The organism is Vineibacter terrae, assembly GCF_008039615.1.
GTDB lineage: Bacteria > Pseudomonadota > Alphaproteobacteria > Reyranellales > Reyranellaceae > Vineibacter > Vineibacter terrae.
This window is the reverse complement of record NZ_VDUZ01000019.1, coordinates 126,803-140,970: the sequence shown is the minus strand read 5'-3', so window position 1 is coordinate 140,970 and position 14,168 is coordinate 126,803. Positions and strand designations below refer to the sequence as shown.

Genomic DNA, 14,168 nt, shown 5'->3' with positions numbered 1-14,168 from the left:
ACCGCCGGCAGCGGCGTCGAGAGCCTCGGCGCCGGCAATCCCATCTTCGACGCCGTCGCCAACCTGCCTGACACCGCCGGCATCCGCCGCGCCTTCGACCTGCTGTCGGGCGAGATCCACGCCAGCGCCGCCAGCACCATGGTCGAGCAGTCGCAGTATCTGCGCGACGCCGTGATCGGCCGCGTGCGCCAATCCTACGCCGCGGTCGGACCGGCGGCCGCGCTGGCGCCCGAAGGCAAGGTCATGGCGCTCGCCGGCACGCCGCCGGGTGCTGTTTCCGACGCCACGCCGGGCGAGGCCGCCGCGCGCCTGTTCGCGCAGGCGCCGGCGGCGCCGGTAGCCGGCGATACCGTCATTGCCGCCTGGACCCAGGGCATCGGCGCCTGGGGCAAGCGCAGCGGCGACGGCAACGCCGGCACGCTGAGCCGCTCGCTGGGCGGCTTCCTCATCGGCGTCGATGCCACCATCGAGCAGACCTGGCGCGTCGGGCTGGCCGCCGGCTACACCCGCGCCTCGTTCGACGTCGACAGCCGCGCCTCGTCCGGCAACAGCGACAACTATCATGTCGCCCTCTATGGCGGCGGCCAGCTCGGCGCCCTGGGCCTGCGGGCCGGCGCCAGCTTCAGCTGGCACGACATCGCCACCACGCGCCGCGTCGCCTTCGCCGGCATCGGCGATCGCCTGAAGGCCGACTACGGCGCCCGCACCACGCAGGTGTTCGGCGAGGCCGGCTATGCCATCGCGCTGGAGCGCGTCGCGTTCGAGCCCTTCGCCGGCCTGGCCTGGGTCAACTACCGCAGCGACCGCATCGACGAATCAGGCGGTGCGGCGGCGCTCGCCGGCCGGCGCCAGGCCTTCGACATGGGCTTCAGCACCCTGGGCCTGCGCGCGGCGGCGACCGTGACGGCGCCGTCCGACACGACGACGGTGACCTTGCGCGGCACACTGGGCTGGCGTCACGCCTTCGGCGACGTCACGCCGGAGCAGCGCCTGGCGTTCCGCGCCGGCGGCAGCCCCTTCACCGTCGTCGGGGTGCCGATCGCGCGCGACAGCCTGATCGTCGAAGCGGGCATCGACATCGACGTTACACGCTATGCTAGGTTCGGCATCGCCTACAGCGGCCAGTTCGCCGGCAGCGCCCAGGACCACGCCATCAAGGGCAGCCTCACCCTGCGCTTCTAGACTTCAGTCGAGACATGGTTATGCCGTAGCCGGTCGCGCGCGGCGCGGCCGGCGTCGAGGTCGGTGCAGTTAATGATCGCCAGCCGGAAGCCGCCGGGCGGCATGGCGTGCTGCTCCGGCGGCAGGTCTTCGTGGAAGGTCGTCTGCACGCTGCAGATACCCGGCAGGGCGCGAAGCTCGGCGACGAGCTCGGGTGGCGGATGCCGGTATCGCCGTCCGTGCGGGCCGAAGAGCACGACGCTGAAGCCGTCGCGCCGATCGGCATCCGCGAACCTCCAGTCGCCGTCGGCGTAGAGCTTCACCACAGCCTCGACCCAGCCGCGGCCGTAAAGGTCGGGCCACTGGTCGGCGAAGCGCAGATGGACCTCGATGATGCGGCCGCCGATGGTCTCGAAGTTCACCATCCCGGCATAGCCGCGCAGGTGCCGTGCCGCCCAGGCGCCACACCAGGCTTCGATGGCGCTGTCGGCATCGGCATGCACGGTCCAATGATCGAACGTGCCGTCGCCGGCCGGCGCGCCCGTCGTGTGCCGCCACCAGCGCACCTGACCGTCGACCACGACGGCATCGGTGCTGACATGCCGGCCCTCGAGCAACGTCATCCAGAAGTGTCCGGGCGCATAGGCCCGCATGTAGGCGTCGGGCGAGTCGAGCACGCAGCTGCCGACCCCCATGCCCTTCAGATTATAGATCGGCTTGGAGAAGACGGGATACGCCGGCGGCAGCACGCCGTGCGGCGCAGCGTCGAGGCCTTGGCTGCGCGCCACGGCGAGCTTGTCATAGACCCAGCGATGATCGGGGAACCATTCCCACGCATCGCTGTCCTCGGTCGGGATGCGCACGTCGGCCGGACAAGCGACGGTCTCGAAGTATTGCAATCGCCATGGATCGGCTTCGCAGATGGGCATGACGATCGAATCCTGAGCGAAAGGCAGGCTTTCGCTCAGTCTGACACGGTCCGGTCGCGAAATGAATGCGGCGGTTCAGATTCGCCCCATCAGCAGCAGGACCAGGATCACGACCAGGGCCACACCGAAGAAGCCGGAAGGATAGTAGCCCCAGCCGCGGCTGTACGGCCATGTCGGGACGGCGCCGATCAGGAGCACGATGAGGATGATGAGAAGAATCAGCGATACGGACATGTGCCGCAGCTCCCTTGCGACGCGCCGGCCGTCGCGACCGCTCCCGTCAGGCAACGGTCAAGCGGAGTGCCCGGTTCCACGTCTGTGCGGGCGGCCGTTCGTGCACAGCCGAATCCCGCTATCACAACTCTCCAGCGCATGCCGAATCGTGGTTGATTCCGGCGGTGAAAGGGCACTTTATTCGTCTCGTCGAGACGGCAAGAGGTTTGTATGTCCGATCCGGAGGGCCGAAGACCGTCCGCGTGCCTCTCAGCGTTTCCTGCGGCCGGTCGCCCGTCAGTCCTGACCAGCATCGATAGCGTCAGCGCCGGTCCTCCGCCGGCGGCGCGCGCGGGGAACCGTCGCGCCACCGTCACGTTGCGACCTGGCAAGCGGGCGTCCCGGCGGAGAGCGATGTGCCGGCTGTGATCGACGAACACCCCGGCCGGCAGGAGAGCCGCGCCGCCGCCCTGGCCGCGCGGTTCGTGGCGATTCGGCGTTTCAGCGAGCGCCTTGCGGCGCCGTTGTCGCCGGAAGACCAGACCGTGCAGTCGATGCCCGATGCGAGCCCCACGAAGTGGCATCTTGCGCACACGACGTGGTTTTTCGAGACCTTCATCCTCGCGCGCTTCGATGGCGATTATCAGCCATTCGATCCGCGCTATGGCTATCTCTTCAACTCGTATTACGAAGCCGTCGGCGCGCGCCATCCAAGGCCGCAACGGGGCCTGCTGTCGCGTCCCGGCGTCGACGAGATCCTGGCCTATCGCCGCCATGTCGACCGGGCGATGGGCGAGCTCATGGCGCGCGCCGAGGGCAAGGCCGACGCAGCCTTGTGCGACCTGCTCGAGCTCGGCCTCAACCACGAGCAACAGCATCAGGAGCTGATCCTGATGGACATCAAGCACGTGCTGTCGGTGAATCCCCTGCGGCCGGCCTATCAGCCGGCCAGGCCGCGGGCCGAGACACCGATCTGGCCGATGCGGTGGTTGCGTCATGGCGGGGGTCTGGTCGAGGTCGGGCATGCCGGCCACGGCTTCGCGTTCGACAACGAGGGACCGCGCCATCGCGTGTGGCTGGAGCCGTTCGCGCTGGCCACACGGCTGGTCACGTGCGCCGAATTCCTGCAGTTCATCGAGGACGACGGCTATCGGCGGCCGGAGTTCTGGCTGTCGGAAGGATGGGCGACCATCAATGCCCGCGGCTGGACGGCGCCGCTCTATTGGGAGGATGTCGGCGGCCGCTGGCATGTGTTCACGCTGTCGGGACAGCGGCCGGTGGCGATGGACGAGCCCGTCTGCCATGTCAGCTTCTTCGAGGCCGCGGCGTACGCGAAATGGGCCGGCAAACGCCTGCCGACCGAGGCCGAATGGGAGCAGGCGGCCGCGACCCTGAAGCTGCGCGGCAACCTCGCCGATACGGGCGTGCTTCATCCGATGCCGGCGGCCGATCGTGGCGGCATGCAGCAGATGGTCGGTGATGCCTGGGAATGGACGGCGAGCCCCTACGTCGCCTATCCGCGCTACCGCGAGCCCGAGGGAGCGATCGGTGAATACAACGGCAAGTTCATGGCCAATCAGATGGTCCTGCGCGGCGGTGCCGCCGTGACGCCGCCGGGTCATCTGCGGATCACGTACCGCAATTTCTTTCCGCCGGACACGCGCTGGATGTTCAGCGGGATCCGGTTGGCGGAGGATTGGTGATGGTTCCGGGCCTGCCCCTGAAGAATACGCAAGCATCGACCGGCGACACGTTCGAAGCCGCCGTCCTCGCCGGCCTGTCGCGCCGGCCGCGCGCCATTCCCGCCAAGTTCCTCTACGACGCGCAAGGCTCGGCGCTGTTCGACGCGATCTGCGAGCTGCCCGAGTACTACCTGACACGCACCGAGATCACGATCCTGCGCGACCGCGCGCCCGAGATCGCGGCGCTGGCAGGGCCGGGGCGTCAGCTGATCGAGTTCGGCAGCGGCTCGAGCGTGAAGACGCGCCTGCTGCTCGACAGCCTGGAGGCGGTGGCGGCCTATGTGCCGATCGATATCTCCGGCGAGCATCTGGAGGCGACCAGCCGGCGCCTGCGCGCCGACTATCCGGCGCTGGCGATCGTGCCGGTATGCGCCGACTACACGGACCTGCCCATGCTGCCATGGCTGCCAGGATCGTCGGGCGCCGCGAAGCTGGGATTCTTTCCCGGCTCGACCATCGGCAACCTCGACCCGGACGAGGCGCTGGCCTTCCTGCGCAACGCGCGCCGTCTGCTGGGGCCGGGCGGCGCCCTGGTGCTCGGTGCCGACCTCAAGAAGGACCCGGGCATGCTGCACGCCGCCTACAATGATTCGGCGGGTGTGACGGCGGCGTTCAGCCTCAACCTGCTGGCGCGCATGAATCGCGAGCTGGGCGCCAGCTTCGACCTCGAGGGCTTCGCGCACGAAGCGTTCTACAACCCGGCCGCGGGCCGCATCGAGATCTACATCCGCAGCCTGCGGCCGCAGTCCGTGCGGATCGCCGGGCAGCGCTTCTTCTTCGATGCCGGGGAGCGCGTGCACACCGAGTATTCGTACAAGTACGACCTCGCCGACATGGATGCGCTGGCGGTCCCGGCAGGCTTCGTGCGGACGCAGACCTGGACCGATCCGGGCAGGCTCTTCAGCGTGAACTACTTCGTTGCGACGTGAGCCGGGCCCGTCTTCGGGCGTCAAGGGCGGCGCGGATCGCCGGCGGCGCTCGCCGCGACGGGCGCCGTGGCGCCGTGGCGTGAGTCGTCCACCGATCGCCGGATCGCCGGGCGCGCCGGGGAGAACAGGAACCAGAGCAGGGCAGCGGCCTGCAAGGCCACGAACAGGAATGCCGTCACGGCATAGGCCTCGGGATCGTAGCCGTTGCCGATCTTGGGCCAGAGATCGAGGATCTTGCCCTGGCCCCACTGGCCGACCAGCACGGCTGGAAACACCACGAAGTTCAGGCTGGTGGTGGCGCGACCCGACAGCTCGATCGGGAAGGCCTGCTGCAGCGGCGTGAAATAGATGATGCCGACGGCGCCGCCGGCGCCGAACGCCAGCATCAGGGCTGTCACCTGCGTCGAAGACGCATCGCGCCACAATCCGGTGAAGATGAGGCTCGCGTTGACCACCAGGAACAGGGCGAGCGCGGCGTTGCCGGTCGCGACATAGGACACGCCGCGCTGCGCCAGCGCGCCGGCGGCCCAGCCGGTGAACACGAAGCTCGCCGTCATGCCCACCGCCAGCCAGAACAGCTGCCCGGTGATGGCGGCACGGTCCAGACCCGCCACATCACGCAGCCACGGTCCCGCCCACAGGGCCTGGAACGCGAAGAACGCGGCCTGCTGCAGCGCCACCATCGGTGCCAGTCGCCAGAAATAGCCGTCGCGCATGATATGGCCCACGGCGCGGAACTGGGGCCCGACCGGCGTCGAGGCCGCGGTGGCGCTGCCGCGCTCGGGAACGACGAAGAACAGCATGGCTGAGACGGCGACGGTGATGGCGCCCAGCCCGAAGAACACGTGGCGCCATCCCGCCAGCCCCAGCGCCGCCTCGACGGGATGCGTCGCGACCAGGGATCCCAGGCCGCCGGCGGCCATGTGCAGGCCGACCATCAGCGACCAGCGCTGCGGCGGATACCAGACGGTGATGGCCTTGATCGCCGCCATCAGGCCGCCGGCGACGCCCAGGCCGATCAGGGCCCGGCCACCGGCCAGACCGGCCACCGACGTGGCGGCGCCGAACACGATGCAGCCCAGCGCGGCGAACAGGATCAGTCCGGATTGCACCCGGCGCGCGCCATAGCGGTCGAGCATGACGCCCAGCGGGATCTGCACCGCCGTGAAGAACAGGAAATACATGCTGGTGAGGAAGCCCAGATCACCCGCCGTCAGCTCGGGGATGTCCTGCTCCAGGCTGGGAAAGATCACGCTGTTGACGGAGCGGAACAGGTAGGACAGGACATAGGCCAGGGCAAACGGGATATAGACGCGCAGCAGCGTGATCAGCGTCGGCGTGGACGCGGTTGGAGCGCTCATCCTGCGGGGTTCCCTCGAACGCGTTCTTTTCTTCCGCACTGGACGCGCGCGGTAGCCACTTACCATATTGAGTGCCGACGAGAGGGTCAAAAGAGACATGCCGGGTGGCGAGCCGTCTGTACCGGTCAAGCGTGACAAGGGCGACGCCGTAGGCGCGTTCCTCGACAAGGCGCGCGCGGTGCCGGCCGCGGCGACGGGCGCGGCCAGGCGCGGCCGGCTGCTGTTCTGCATGGATGCCACCGCCAGCCGTGAGCCGAGCTGGGATCGGGCCGCCAGGATCCAGGGCGAGATGTTCGTTGCCGCCGAGGCCTTGGGCGGGCTGGATGTGCGGCTGGCCTTCTATCGTGGCTTCGACGACTTCAAGGCGTCGAAATGGACGTCCAACGGCGTCGAGCTGGCGCGGCTGATGTCGCGCGTGTCCTGCCTGGCCGGCAACACCCAGATCGGCCGCGTGCTCGCCTTCGCAGCCGAGGAAACCCGGCGTCAGAAGCTCGATGCGCTGGTGTTCGTGGGCGATTGCTTCGAGGAAAACCTCGATGCCGTCGGCGCCCTGGCTGGCCAGCTCGGCTTTCTGGGCGTGCCCGCCTTTCTGTTCCAGGAGGGCGACAATGCCGTCGCGGCTCATGCCTTCGCCCAGTTCGCACGATTGACGAATGGCCAGCATTGCCGCTTCGATGCCTCCAGTCCCGATGCGCTGCGGCGGCTGCTGGGCGCCGTTGCCGCCTATGCCGCCGGTGGGGCACAGGCCATGGCGGACTACGCGGCGCTCCACCGCATCACAACCCTGCGCCTGACCCGCGCGGGGCCCTGACCGGCACCGGGATCGGAGCCTACGATGCCGCAACTGCTTCTCGGGCTGCTGCTGCTGGTTGGCCTCGTGATGGTGCTGCGGTGGTTCGCCACCGCCAACACGGCGGCGCTTGCCGGCGCGGTGCGCCGGGTCGCGATCGGCTCGGCGGCGATCGCCGGCGGCGGGCTTCTGCTTGCGATCGTCGCGCGCAACCCGTTGCTGCTGCTGCAGTTCGCGCCGTTCCTTCTGCCCTTCCTGTACTGGTGGTGGCGCCGGCGGCGGGCCGGTCAGTCCCTGGGCGCCGGCTGGGGCTCACCCGGCACGCGGTCCTCGGGTGGCGAGGGTGTCTCCACGGTCCGCACCGCCTGGCTGGAGATGACGCTCGAGCACGCCTCAGGCGCCATGGATGGCCGGGTGCTGCGCGGCACCCAGGCGGGGCGCTCGCTGGGCGGCCTGCCCGAGCCGACGCTCATCGCGCTGCTGACGGAATGTGCCGTCGACAGCGATTCGGTGCGCGTCCTGGAGGCTTATCTCGACCGCCGTTTCGGGCCTGACTGGCGCCAGCGCGCGGCTTCTTCCGGGCCAGGAAGCGCGCAGGACGGTGCGCAGGGCGAGGTGCCGCCGCGCCAGGAGCGGCCCACCGACATGAGCGTCGACGAGGCATATGCCGTGCTCGGCCTGAAGTCGGGCGCGACGGCCGACGAGATTCGTGCCGCCTACCGCAAGCTGATGCTGCTGAATCACCCCGACCGTGGCGGTTCCGATTGGCTCGCGGCCAAGATCAACCGCGCCCGGCAGGTGCTGCTGGGCGATTGATCGTCGCGGTGGCATGTTGTCCTTCCGGCCCGCCACATGGCGCTGCAGTGGACCGGAAAAATGTAGATTGCGCCTTGCTCTTGCCGCACGCTGCTGTTCTATGGGTGTGTGCTCGCTTTATCTCATGTAAGAAATGAGAGTAGCGTGTTAAGTTATTGATATTGTTCGAAACAGAGAATGGATCTGGCATGCCTCGAGTCCGCAAAGCCGTCTTTCCTGTCGCCGGCCTCGGCACCCGCTTCCTGCCCGCGACCAAGGCCGTCCCCAAGGAAATGCTGACGATCGTCGATCGCCCGCTGATCCAATATGCGGTCGAGGAATGCCGGGCGGCCGGGATCGAGGAGTTCGTCTTCGTGACGGGGCGCAACAAGCATGTGATCGAGGACCACTTCGACCATGCCTATGAGCTGGAGGCGACGCTGAAGGCGCGCCGCAACAAGCAGGCCGAGCTCGAGCAGACGCAGGCGGCCACGATCAAGGCCGGCAATGCGATCTTCACCCGCCAGCAGCAGCCGCTGGGCCTGGGGCATGCCGTCTGGTGCGCCCGCGCCTGGATCGGCAACGAGCCGTTCGCGGTGCTGCTGCCGGACGAGCTGACCCTGTCGTCGCCGGGCTGCACGGCCGAGCTGGTGGCGTTGCATGAGAAAACCGGCGGCAGCGCGGTGGCGGTGATGGACGTGCCGCGCGAGCAGACCAACCGCTACGGCATCGTGGCGATCAAGAACGACGACGGCACTGTCGCCGAGATCACCGGCATGGTGGAGAAGCCCAAGCCGGCCGAGGCGCCCTCGACCCTGTCGATCATCGGGCGCTACGTGCTGCTGCCGGAGGTCTTCGAGCATCTCGACCGCCACGAGACCGGGGCAGGGGGCGAGATCCAGCTGACCGATGCGATGGCGCATATGATCGGCCGCAGCCGGTTCCATGCCATGCGCTACCGCGGTGCACGCTACGACTGCGGCAACCGTCTGGGCTTCCTCGAGGCGAATGTCGCGGTATCGCTGGCGCGGCCCGACATCGCCCAGGAGTCACGCGCGCTACTTGGTTCTCTGCTCAAATCCTGAGTCGGGTCATTCTGCGTTTTGGGGGGATTGAATGCGAATCGCGATGATTGGCACGGGCTATGTCGGATTGGTCTCCGGCGCGTGCTTTTCGCAGTTCGGTATCGACGTGGTGTGCGTCGACAAGGACAAGCAGAAGATAGCCAGGCTGGAGGCGGGCGAGATTCCGATCTATGAGCCTGGCCTCGACAAGCTGGTGGCCGACAACCGTGCCGCCGGCCGCCTCACCTTCACGACCGATCTGGCCGGGTCCGTGGCCACGGCCGACGCGGTGTTCATCGCCGTCGGCACGCCGACCCGCCGCGGCGACGGACATGCCGATCTCAGCTATGTCTATGCCGCCGCCAGCGAGGTCGCCGATGCGCTGCGGCAGTACACGGTCATCGTGAACAAGTCGACCGTGCCGGTCGGCACCGGGCGCGAGGTCGGGCGCATCGTGCGCGAGCGCCGGCCTGACGCCGAGTTCGACGTCGTCTCCAATCCCGAGTTCCTGCGCGAAGGCGCGGCGATCGAGGATTTCATGAAGCCGGACCGCATCGTTATCGGCACGCAAAGCGAGCGCGCCCGCGAGGTCATGCGCGCCATCTACCGGCCGCTCTACCTGATCGAGACACCGATCGTCTTCACCACCCTGGAGACCGCCGAGCTGATCAAGTATGCCGGCAACACCTTCCTTGCCACCAAGATCACATTCATCAACGAGATGGCCGATCTGTGCGAGAAGGTCGGTGCCGACGTGCACGACGTGGCCCGGGGCATCGGGCTGGATGGCCGCATCGGCCGCAAGTTCCTGCATCCCGGGCCGGGCTACGGCGGCTCGTGCTTTCCCAAGGACACGCTGGCTCTGGCCTATACCGCGCGCGAGGCAGGCTCGCCGGTGACCATTGTCGAGCAGGTCATCCAGGTGAACGCCGAGCGCAAGAAGCGGATGGCGCAGCGGGTCGTCGAGGCTTGCGGCGGCTCGGTGGCCGGCAAGACCATCGGCGTGCTGGGGCTGGCGTTCAAGCCGAACACAGACGACATGCGCGACGCGGCGGCGCTCGACATCCTGCCGGCGCTGCTGACGGCCGGCGCCCGCATACAAGCCCACGACCCGGCGGCGATGGAGGAGGCGGCGCGGCACCTGAAGGGCATCGACTACAAGGACAATGCCTATGATGTCGCCAAGGACGCCGATTGCCTGGTGGTGCTGACCGAATGGACCCAGTTCCGCGCGCTCGACCCGAAGCGGCTCAAGGAATTGCTGCGCCGGCCGGTGGTGGTCGACCTGCGCAATATCTTCAATCCGGCTGAGATGCGGGGCTTGGGCTTCGTCTACGAGAGCATCGGCCGGCCACAGCCTCGCCACAGCGCGTGATGGGGTGATGAACTAAGAAGGTCTCATGAGCGGGCAGATACGTGCAGCGACTGTCCCGAGCGCGGGGCCCATTCATGCACCCACGTGAACGGAAGTCCGCCTCGGAGGCCCGCCGTGGTGACGAAGCAAGACATCCCCTTGAAAAGGAGGGGCCGTTAGCCGGAGATTCCTGTCGTGCTTCTTCCGGAATGACGCATAGCCCAAAGGATTGACGCCGTATGACAGCTCATCGCTTCGACCCGACCATCCTGCGCGAATACGATATCCGCGGCATCGTGGGTAAAACCCTGCACCCGGCCGATGCGCGGGCCATCGGTCGTGCCTTCGGCACGATGGTCGCGCGCGGCGGCGGCAAGACGGTGGCCTTGGGGTATGACGGCCGGCAGAGCTCGCCGTCGCTTCAGGAGGCCTGCGTCGAGGGCTTGCGCGCAGCCGGCGTCGACGTCGTGCGCATCGGCCTGTGCGCCACGCCGATGCTGTACTTCGCCGTCTACGAGCTCAACGCCGACGGCGGCATCATGATCACCGGCTCGCACAATCCGCCGGACTACAACGGCTTCAAGATGATGATGGGCAAGAAGCCGTTCTATGGTGCCGACATCCAGGCGCTGGGGCAGCTGTCGGCGATGGGTGACGTGGCCACCGGTGCCGGCGGCCTGACCGAGCGCTCGGTGCTCGAGGCCTACGCGGCGCGCGTGGTGCGCGACGCACGGCCTGGCCGCAAGCTGAAGGTGGTGTGGGATACCGGCCACGGCGCGGTCGGCGTCTCGATCCGCGACGTGATTTCCCGGCTGCCGGGCGAGCATACCGTCCTCTATGAAAGGGTGGACGGCACGTTCCCGGCGCATCATCCCGACCCCACCGTCGAGGCCAACCTCGAGGACCTGAAGGCCGAGGTGCGCAAGCAGGGTGCCGATCTCGGCATCGCCTTCGACGGCGACGGCGATCGCATCGGCGCCATCGACGGACAGGGCCGTATCCTGTGGGGCGACCAGCTGCTGGCGATCTGGGCACGCGACGTCCTGAAGGAGCGTCCCGGGGCCACCATCATCGCCGATGTGAAGGCCAGCCAGGTGCTGTTCGACGAGATCGCGGCCGCTGGCGGCACGCCGCTGATGTACAAGACCGGCCACTCGCTGATCAAAGTGAAGATGGCCGAGCTGGGCTCGCCGCTGGCCGGCGAGATGAGCGGGCATGTGTTCTTCGCCGATCGCTGGTACGGCTTCGATGACGCGCTCTACGCCGGCGTCCGCCTGCTCGATATCGTGGCGTCGTCGCCGCGGTCGCTGGCCGAGATGCGCGATGCGCTGCCGCAGCTGGTGAACACCCCCGAGCTGCGTTTCGACTGCGACGAAGACCGCAAGTTCAAGGTGGTCGACGAGGTCAAGGCGCGCCTGCAGAAGGCCGGGGCGACATTCTCCGATGTCGACGGCGTCCGGGTGAGCACGCCCGACGGATGGTGGCTGCTGCGCGCGTCCAACACGCAGGCGGTGCTGGTGGCGCGGTGCGAGGCGCGGGATGCGGCGGGTCTTGACCGGCTCAAGGACGCGGTGAAGGCGGCGCTGGCCGCCAGCGGCGTGGCGATGCCGGACAACCCCTCGGCTGGACACTAGAACAGACAACACGTCCAGCGTTGCGGCGCGGCGGCCGGAAGCGCCGCGCCGGCTGCTGCCGCAGCACGGTCATCCGCAATGGCGTCATCGACAGCAGGCGAGGGGATGCGCTTCTTCTTCTACGGCACGCTGATGGATCGAGACGTGCTGGCGCGTGTGCTGGGGCGGCCGGTCATCGTGGCAGCATTGAAGCCGGCGACCCTGCGCGGCTATCGGCGCACCGCCATCCGCGAAGGCAGCTACCCGATCGTGCTGCGCGAACCAGCCGGCTTCGTCGACGGGCTGACCCTGGACAACGTCTCCAAGGCCGAAAGCGAGCGGTTGGCGGCCTACGAGGGGCCGCGCTACAGCCTGGTGCGGACCTTCGCCGAGTTCCCCGAACGGAGGCCGCGCGCCGTCTTCCTGTTCGAGCCCGTGGCCGGCGCCTTCACACCGACCGATACCGACTGGTCGCTCGCGACCTGGCAGGCGAGGGACAAGGAGAAGTTCCTGGCCGCGTTGCTGCCCGTTCTGTCATCCCGAGCGCAGCGAGGGATCTCCCGCGAATAGCATGCCGTGCGCCTTGTCGCAGGAGATCCCTCGCTGCGCTCGGGATGACACGAGGGCCGGTGCGATCGCCGTGCCTACTCCACGGCCACCGGCGTGCAGGCGAACAGCTTGGCGTTCTTCAGCGTGCGGCAGCCGCGGGCGGCGCCGCTTTCGTCGAGGTTGGTCAGCCGGGCGCGGTAGGTGATCTGGCCGCGCGCGCTCTTGAGCGCATCGACCGCAGGGCGCGCATCGCTGCGCAGTCCCGGCAGCCGGCTCAGGGCGGTCCGCAGCGCGGCATTGGCCGCGGGCCGGGTGGCGAAGGTGCTGCCGAGCTGAATGGCCCAGCCGGCGGGTGTTTCAGCAGCCTGGCTGCCCTGCGGCGGCGTCGGCCCGCGCGTCATCGCCAGCGGCGAGACCGCAGCGGTCGTGGGGGCTGCCTGCTCGCTCACGACATCGGCAATCGATCGGCTGCCGTTGGGCGGATTGTAGGACCGCGCCACCTGCTGCTGCGGCTCGGCCGGCGCGGCGCCCGGGGTGAAATTGATCGCGGTGTAGCGGGCCGTCGTCGGCTGCTGCGGCTGCTGCCAGGCCGCCAGGCGCATCGTGCGGCACTTCTCGAAGCCGCGATCCATCATGTCGGCCATCACCTCGTCACGCTCGCCGACGCTATTGCCGCCGAGCACGACACCGATCAGCCGCCGGTTGTCGCGCATGGCCGACATCACCAGATTGAAGCCGGACGCATTGATGTAGCCGGTCTTGATGCCATCGGCGCCGGCGTAGTTGCCCAGCATGCGGTTGTGGTTGGTCAGGATGGTCCGGCCGAACGGCCAGGAACGGGTCGAGAACAGCGGGTAGTAGTGCGGGAAGTCACGCAGCATGGCCTGCGCCAGACGGGTGAGGTCGCGCGCGGTCGTGACCTGGTAGGTCGACGGCAAGCCCGAGGCGTTGCGGAAGACCGTGCTGGTCATGCCCAGCTGGCGCGCCTTCTGCGTCATGAGCTGGGCAAACGAATCCTCATCGCCAGCGATGCCTTCCGCCAGCACCACGGCGGCGTCGTTGGCCGAACGCGTGATCAGGCCCATGACGGCATCGCGGACCATCAAGGTGCCGCCAGCGGGCACGCCCAGCTTGGATGGCTGCATGCTGGCTGCGCGGACCGAGACCGGCAGGCGGTCGCTCAGCTTCAGCTGCCCGGCGTCGAGCGCGCCGAACGTCAGATAGAGCGTCATGATCTTGGTGAGCGATGCTGGATGCCGCAGGTCATCGGCGGCATGCGCCTCCAGCTCGCGGCCGCTTTCCGCGTCGACGAGCAGCATCGCGTCACGGCCGACGACATTGGGATTGGCGGCCACCGGTGCTGGCGCCGGCGCTGCGGCGCGGCGCGGCAGCGTGCGCTTCGTGTACTGCTTGGCGTAGGGCTTGGCCGCCGGTCGGACGGCTTTGCGGGTCTGCGCTTCAGCCGGCGTCACCAGCAGGGCGAGGGCGAATGCCAACGCCGATGCCAGAGCGACAGGGAACAGCCAGACGCCAGCGGTACGCGGCACCAACATGGTTTTACCACCCGCAACTACGGAAATTACTTTGTGACAACGCCTTGGGCGCTAGGCGGATAAAGTTAGAGGAATTGCTTGGTGGCCGCAATAAAGAAGTCAGGCCAAAGGGTTA

General features: G+C 68.2%; 13 protein-coding genes. 9 read left to right on the top strand and 4 right to left on the bottom strand.

Annotation, left to right across the window (positions count from 1 at the left end):
- A partial coding sequence (locus FHP25_RS17890; RefSeq protein WP_147848310.1) for an autotransporter outer membrane beta-barrel domain-containing protein occupies positions 1-1,182 on the top strand: 1,182 nt, incomplete at its 5' end.
- Here the strand turns inward: FHP25_RS17890 and FHP25_RS17885 are convergent.
- Positions 1,179-2,090 carry a hypothetical protein gene (locus FHP25_RS17885; RefSeq protein WP_147848309.1) on the bottom strand — a complete coding sequence of 304 codons (912 nt, stop codon included), beginning with the start codon at positions 2,088-2,090 and terminating at the stop codon, positions 1,179-1,181. The two genes, FHP25_RS17890 and FHP25_RS17885, sit on opposite strands and share 4 nt — an antisense overlap.
- Before the next feature lie 75 nt (positions 2,091-2,165).
- Complete coding sequence (locus FHP25_RS17880; RefSeq protein WP_147848308.1) at positions 2,166-2,324, bottom strand: DUF3309 family protein; 159 nt, start codon at positions 2,322-2,324, stop codon at positions 2,166-2,168.
- 395 nt (positions 2,325-2,719) lie between these two features.
- On the opposite strand from FHP25_RS17880, the gene egtB reads away from it, so the two are divergent.
- Positions 2,720-4,006, top strand: coding sequence for an ergothioneine biosynthesis protein EgtB (egtB, locus tag FHP25_RS17875; protein ID WP_147848307.1), 1,287 nt, complete (start codon positions 2,720-2,722; stop codon positions 4,004-4,006).
- Positions 4,006-4,974 (top strand): L-histidine N(alpha)-methyltransferase, encoded by a 969-nt coding sequence (egtD, locus tag FHP25_RS17870; protein ID WP_147848306.1) that lies wholly within the window; start codon positions 4,006-4,008, stop codon positions 4,972-4,974. Before egtB ends, egtD begins: the two co-directional genes overlap by 1 nt.
- A 20-nt stretch (positions 4,975-4,994) precedes the next feature.
- Here the strand turns inward: egtD and FHP25_RS17865 are convergent, their stop codons facing one another.
- Entirely contained in the window at positions 4,995-6,335 is a 1,341-nt protein-coding gene (locus tag FHP25_RS17865) for an MFS transporter (protein ID WP_178133600.1), read from the bottom strand.
- Positions 6,336-6,432: 97 nt separating this feature from the next.
- Here FHP25_RS17865 and FHP25_RS17860 point away from each other — a divergent pair, with 97 nt between their 5' ends.
- The 6 genes from FHP25_RS17860 (at position 6,433) to FHP25_RS17835 (ending at position 12,521) form a co-directional block, all read left to right on the top strand.
- Complete coding sequence (locus FHP25_RS17860) at positions 6,433-7,146, top strand: VWA domain-containing protein (RefSeq protein ID WP_147848304.1); 714 nt, start codon at positions 6,433-6,435, stop codon at positions 7,144-7,146.
- Between the two features lie 24 nt (positions 7,147-7,170).
- Complete coding sequence (locus FHP25_RS41890; protein WP_147848303.1) at positions 7,171-7,941, top strand: DnaJ domain-containing protein; 771 nt, start codon at positions 7,171-7,173, stop codon at positions 7,939-7,941.
- Positions 7,942-8,129: 188 nt separating this feature from the next.
- Positions 8,130-9,005, top strand: coding sequence for a UTP--glucose-1-phosphate uridylyltransferase GalU (gene galU / locus FHP25_RS17850; protein WP_147848302.1), 876 nt, complete (start codon positions 8,130-8,132; stop codon positions 9,003-9,005).
- A gap of 31 nt (positions 9,006-9,036) precedes the next feature.
- Entirely contained in the window at positions 9,037-10,359 is a 1,323-nt protein-coding gene (locus FHP25_RS17845; RefSeq protein ID WP_147848301.1) for a UDP-glucose dehydrogenase family protein, read from the top strand.
- A gap of 218 nt (positions 10,360-10,577) precedes the next feature.
- Positions 10,578-11,972 (top strand): phosphoglucomutase/phosphomannomutase PgmG, encoded by a 1,395-nt coding sequence (gene pgmG / locus FHP25_RS17840; protein WP_147848300.1) that lies wholly within the window; start codon positions 10,578-10,580, stop codon positions 11,970-11,972.
- A 105-nt stretch (positions 11,973-12,077) separates the two neighbouring features.
- A complete protein-coding gene (locus tag FHP25_RS17835; protein WP_178133599.1) occupies positions 12,078-12,521 on the top strand; it encodes a gamma-glutamylcyclotransferase family protein in 444 nt (147 codons plus the stop codon).
- Between the two features lie 74 nt (positions 12,522-12,595).
- On the opposite strand, the gene FHP25_RS17830 is transcribed toward FHP25_RS17835, so the two are convergent.
- Complete coding sequence (locus FHP25_RS17830) at positions 12,596-14,053, bottom strand: serine hydrolase (protein WP_147848298.1); 1,458 nt, start codon at positions 14,051-14,053, stop codon at positions 12,596-12,598.
- Positions 14,054-14,168 lie beyond the last annotated feature (115 nt).

Excerpts from the sequence above, each read along its gene's own strand:
- FHP25_RS17860 (WP_147848304.1), top strand. The coding sequence starts at position 6,433 with ATGCCGGGTGGCGAGCCGTCTGTACCGGTCAAGCGTGACAAGGGCGAC.
- FHP25_RS17835 (WP_178133599.1), top strand. The coding sequence starts at position 12,078 with ATGCGCTTCTTCTTCTACGGCACGCTGATGGATCGAGACGTGCTGGCG.
- FHP25_RS17865 (WP_178133600.1), bottom strand. The coding sequence starts at position 6,335 with ATGAGCGCTCCAACCGCGTCCACGCCGACGCTGATCACGCTGCTGCGC.
- FHP25_RS17845 (WP_147848301.1), top strand. The coding sequence starts at position 9,037 with ATGCGAATCGCGATGATTGGCACGGGCTATGTCGGATTGGTCTCCGGC.
- pgmG (WP_147848300.1), top strand. The coding sequence starts at position 10,578 with ATGACAGCTCATCGCTTCGACCCGACCATCCTGCGCGAATACGATATC.
- FHP25_RS17885 (WP_147848309.1), bottom strand. The coding sequence starts at position 2,090 with ATGCCCATCTGCGAAGCCGATCCATGGCGATTGCAATACTTCGAGACC.
- FHP25_RS41890 (WP_147848303.1), top strand. The coding sequence starts at position 7,171 with ATGCCGCAACTGCTTCTCGGGCTGCTGCTGCTGGTTGGCCTCGTGATG.
- egtD (WP_147848306.1), top strand. The coding sequence starts at position 4,006 with ATGGTTCCGGGCCTGCCCCTGAAGAATACGCAAGCATCGACCGGCGAC.
- FHP25_RS17830 (WP_147848298.1), bottom strand. The coding sequence starts at position 14,053 with ATGTTGGTGCCGCGTACCGCTGGCGTCTGGCTGTTCCCTGTCGCTCTG.
- galU (WP_147848302.1), top strand. The coding sequence starts at position 8,130 with ATGCCTCGAGTCCGCAAAGCCGTCTTTCCTGTCGCCGGCCTCGGCACC.
- FHP25_RS17880 (WP_147848308.1), bottom strand. The coding sequence starts at position 2,324 with ATGTCCGTATCGCTGATTCTTCTCATCATCCTCATCGTGCTCCTGATC.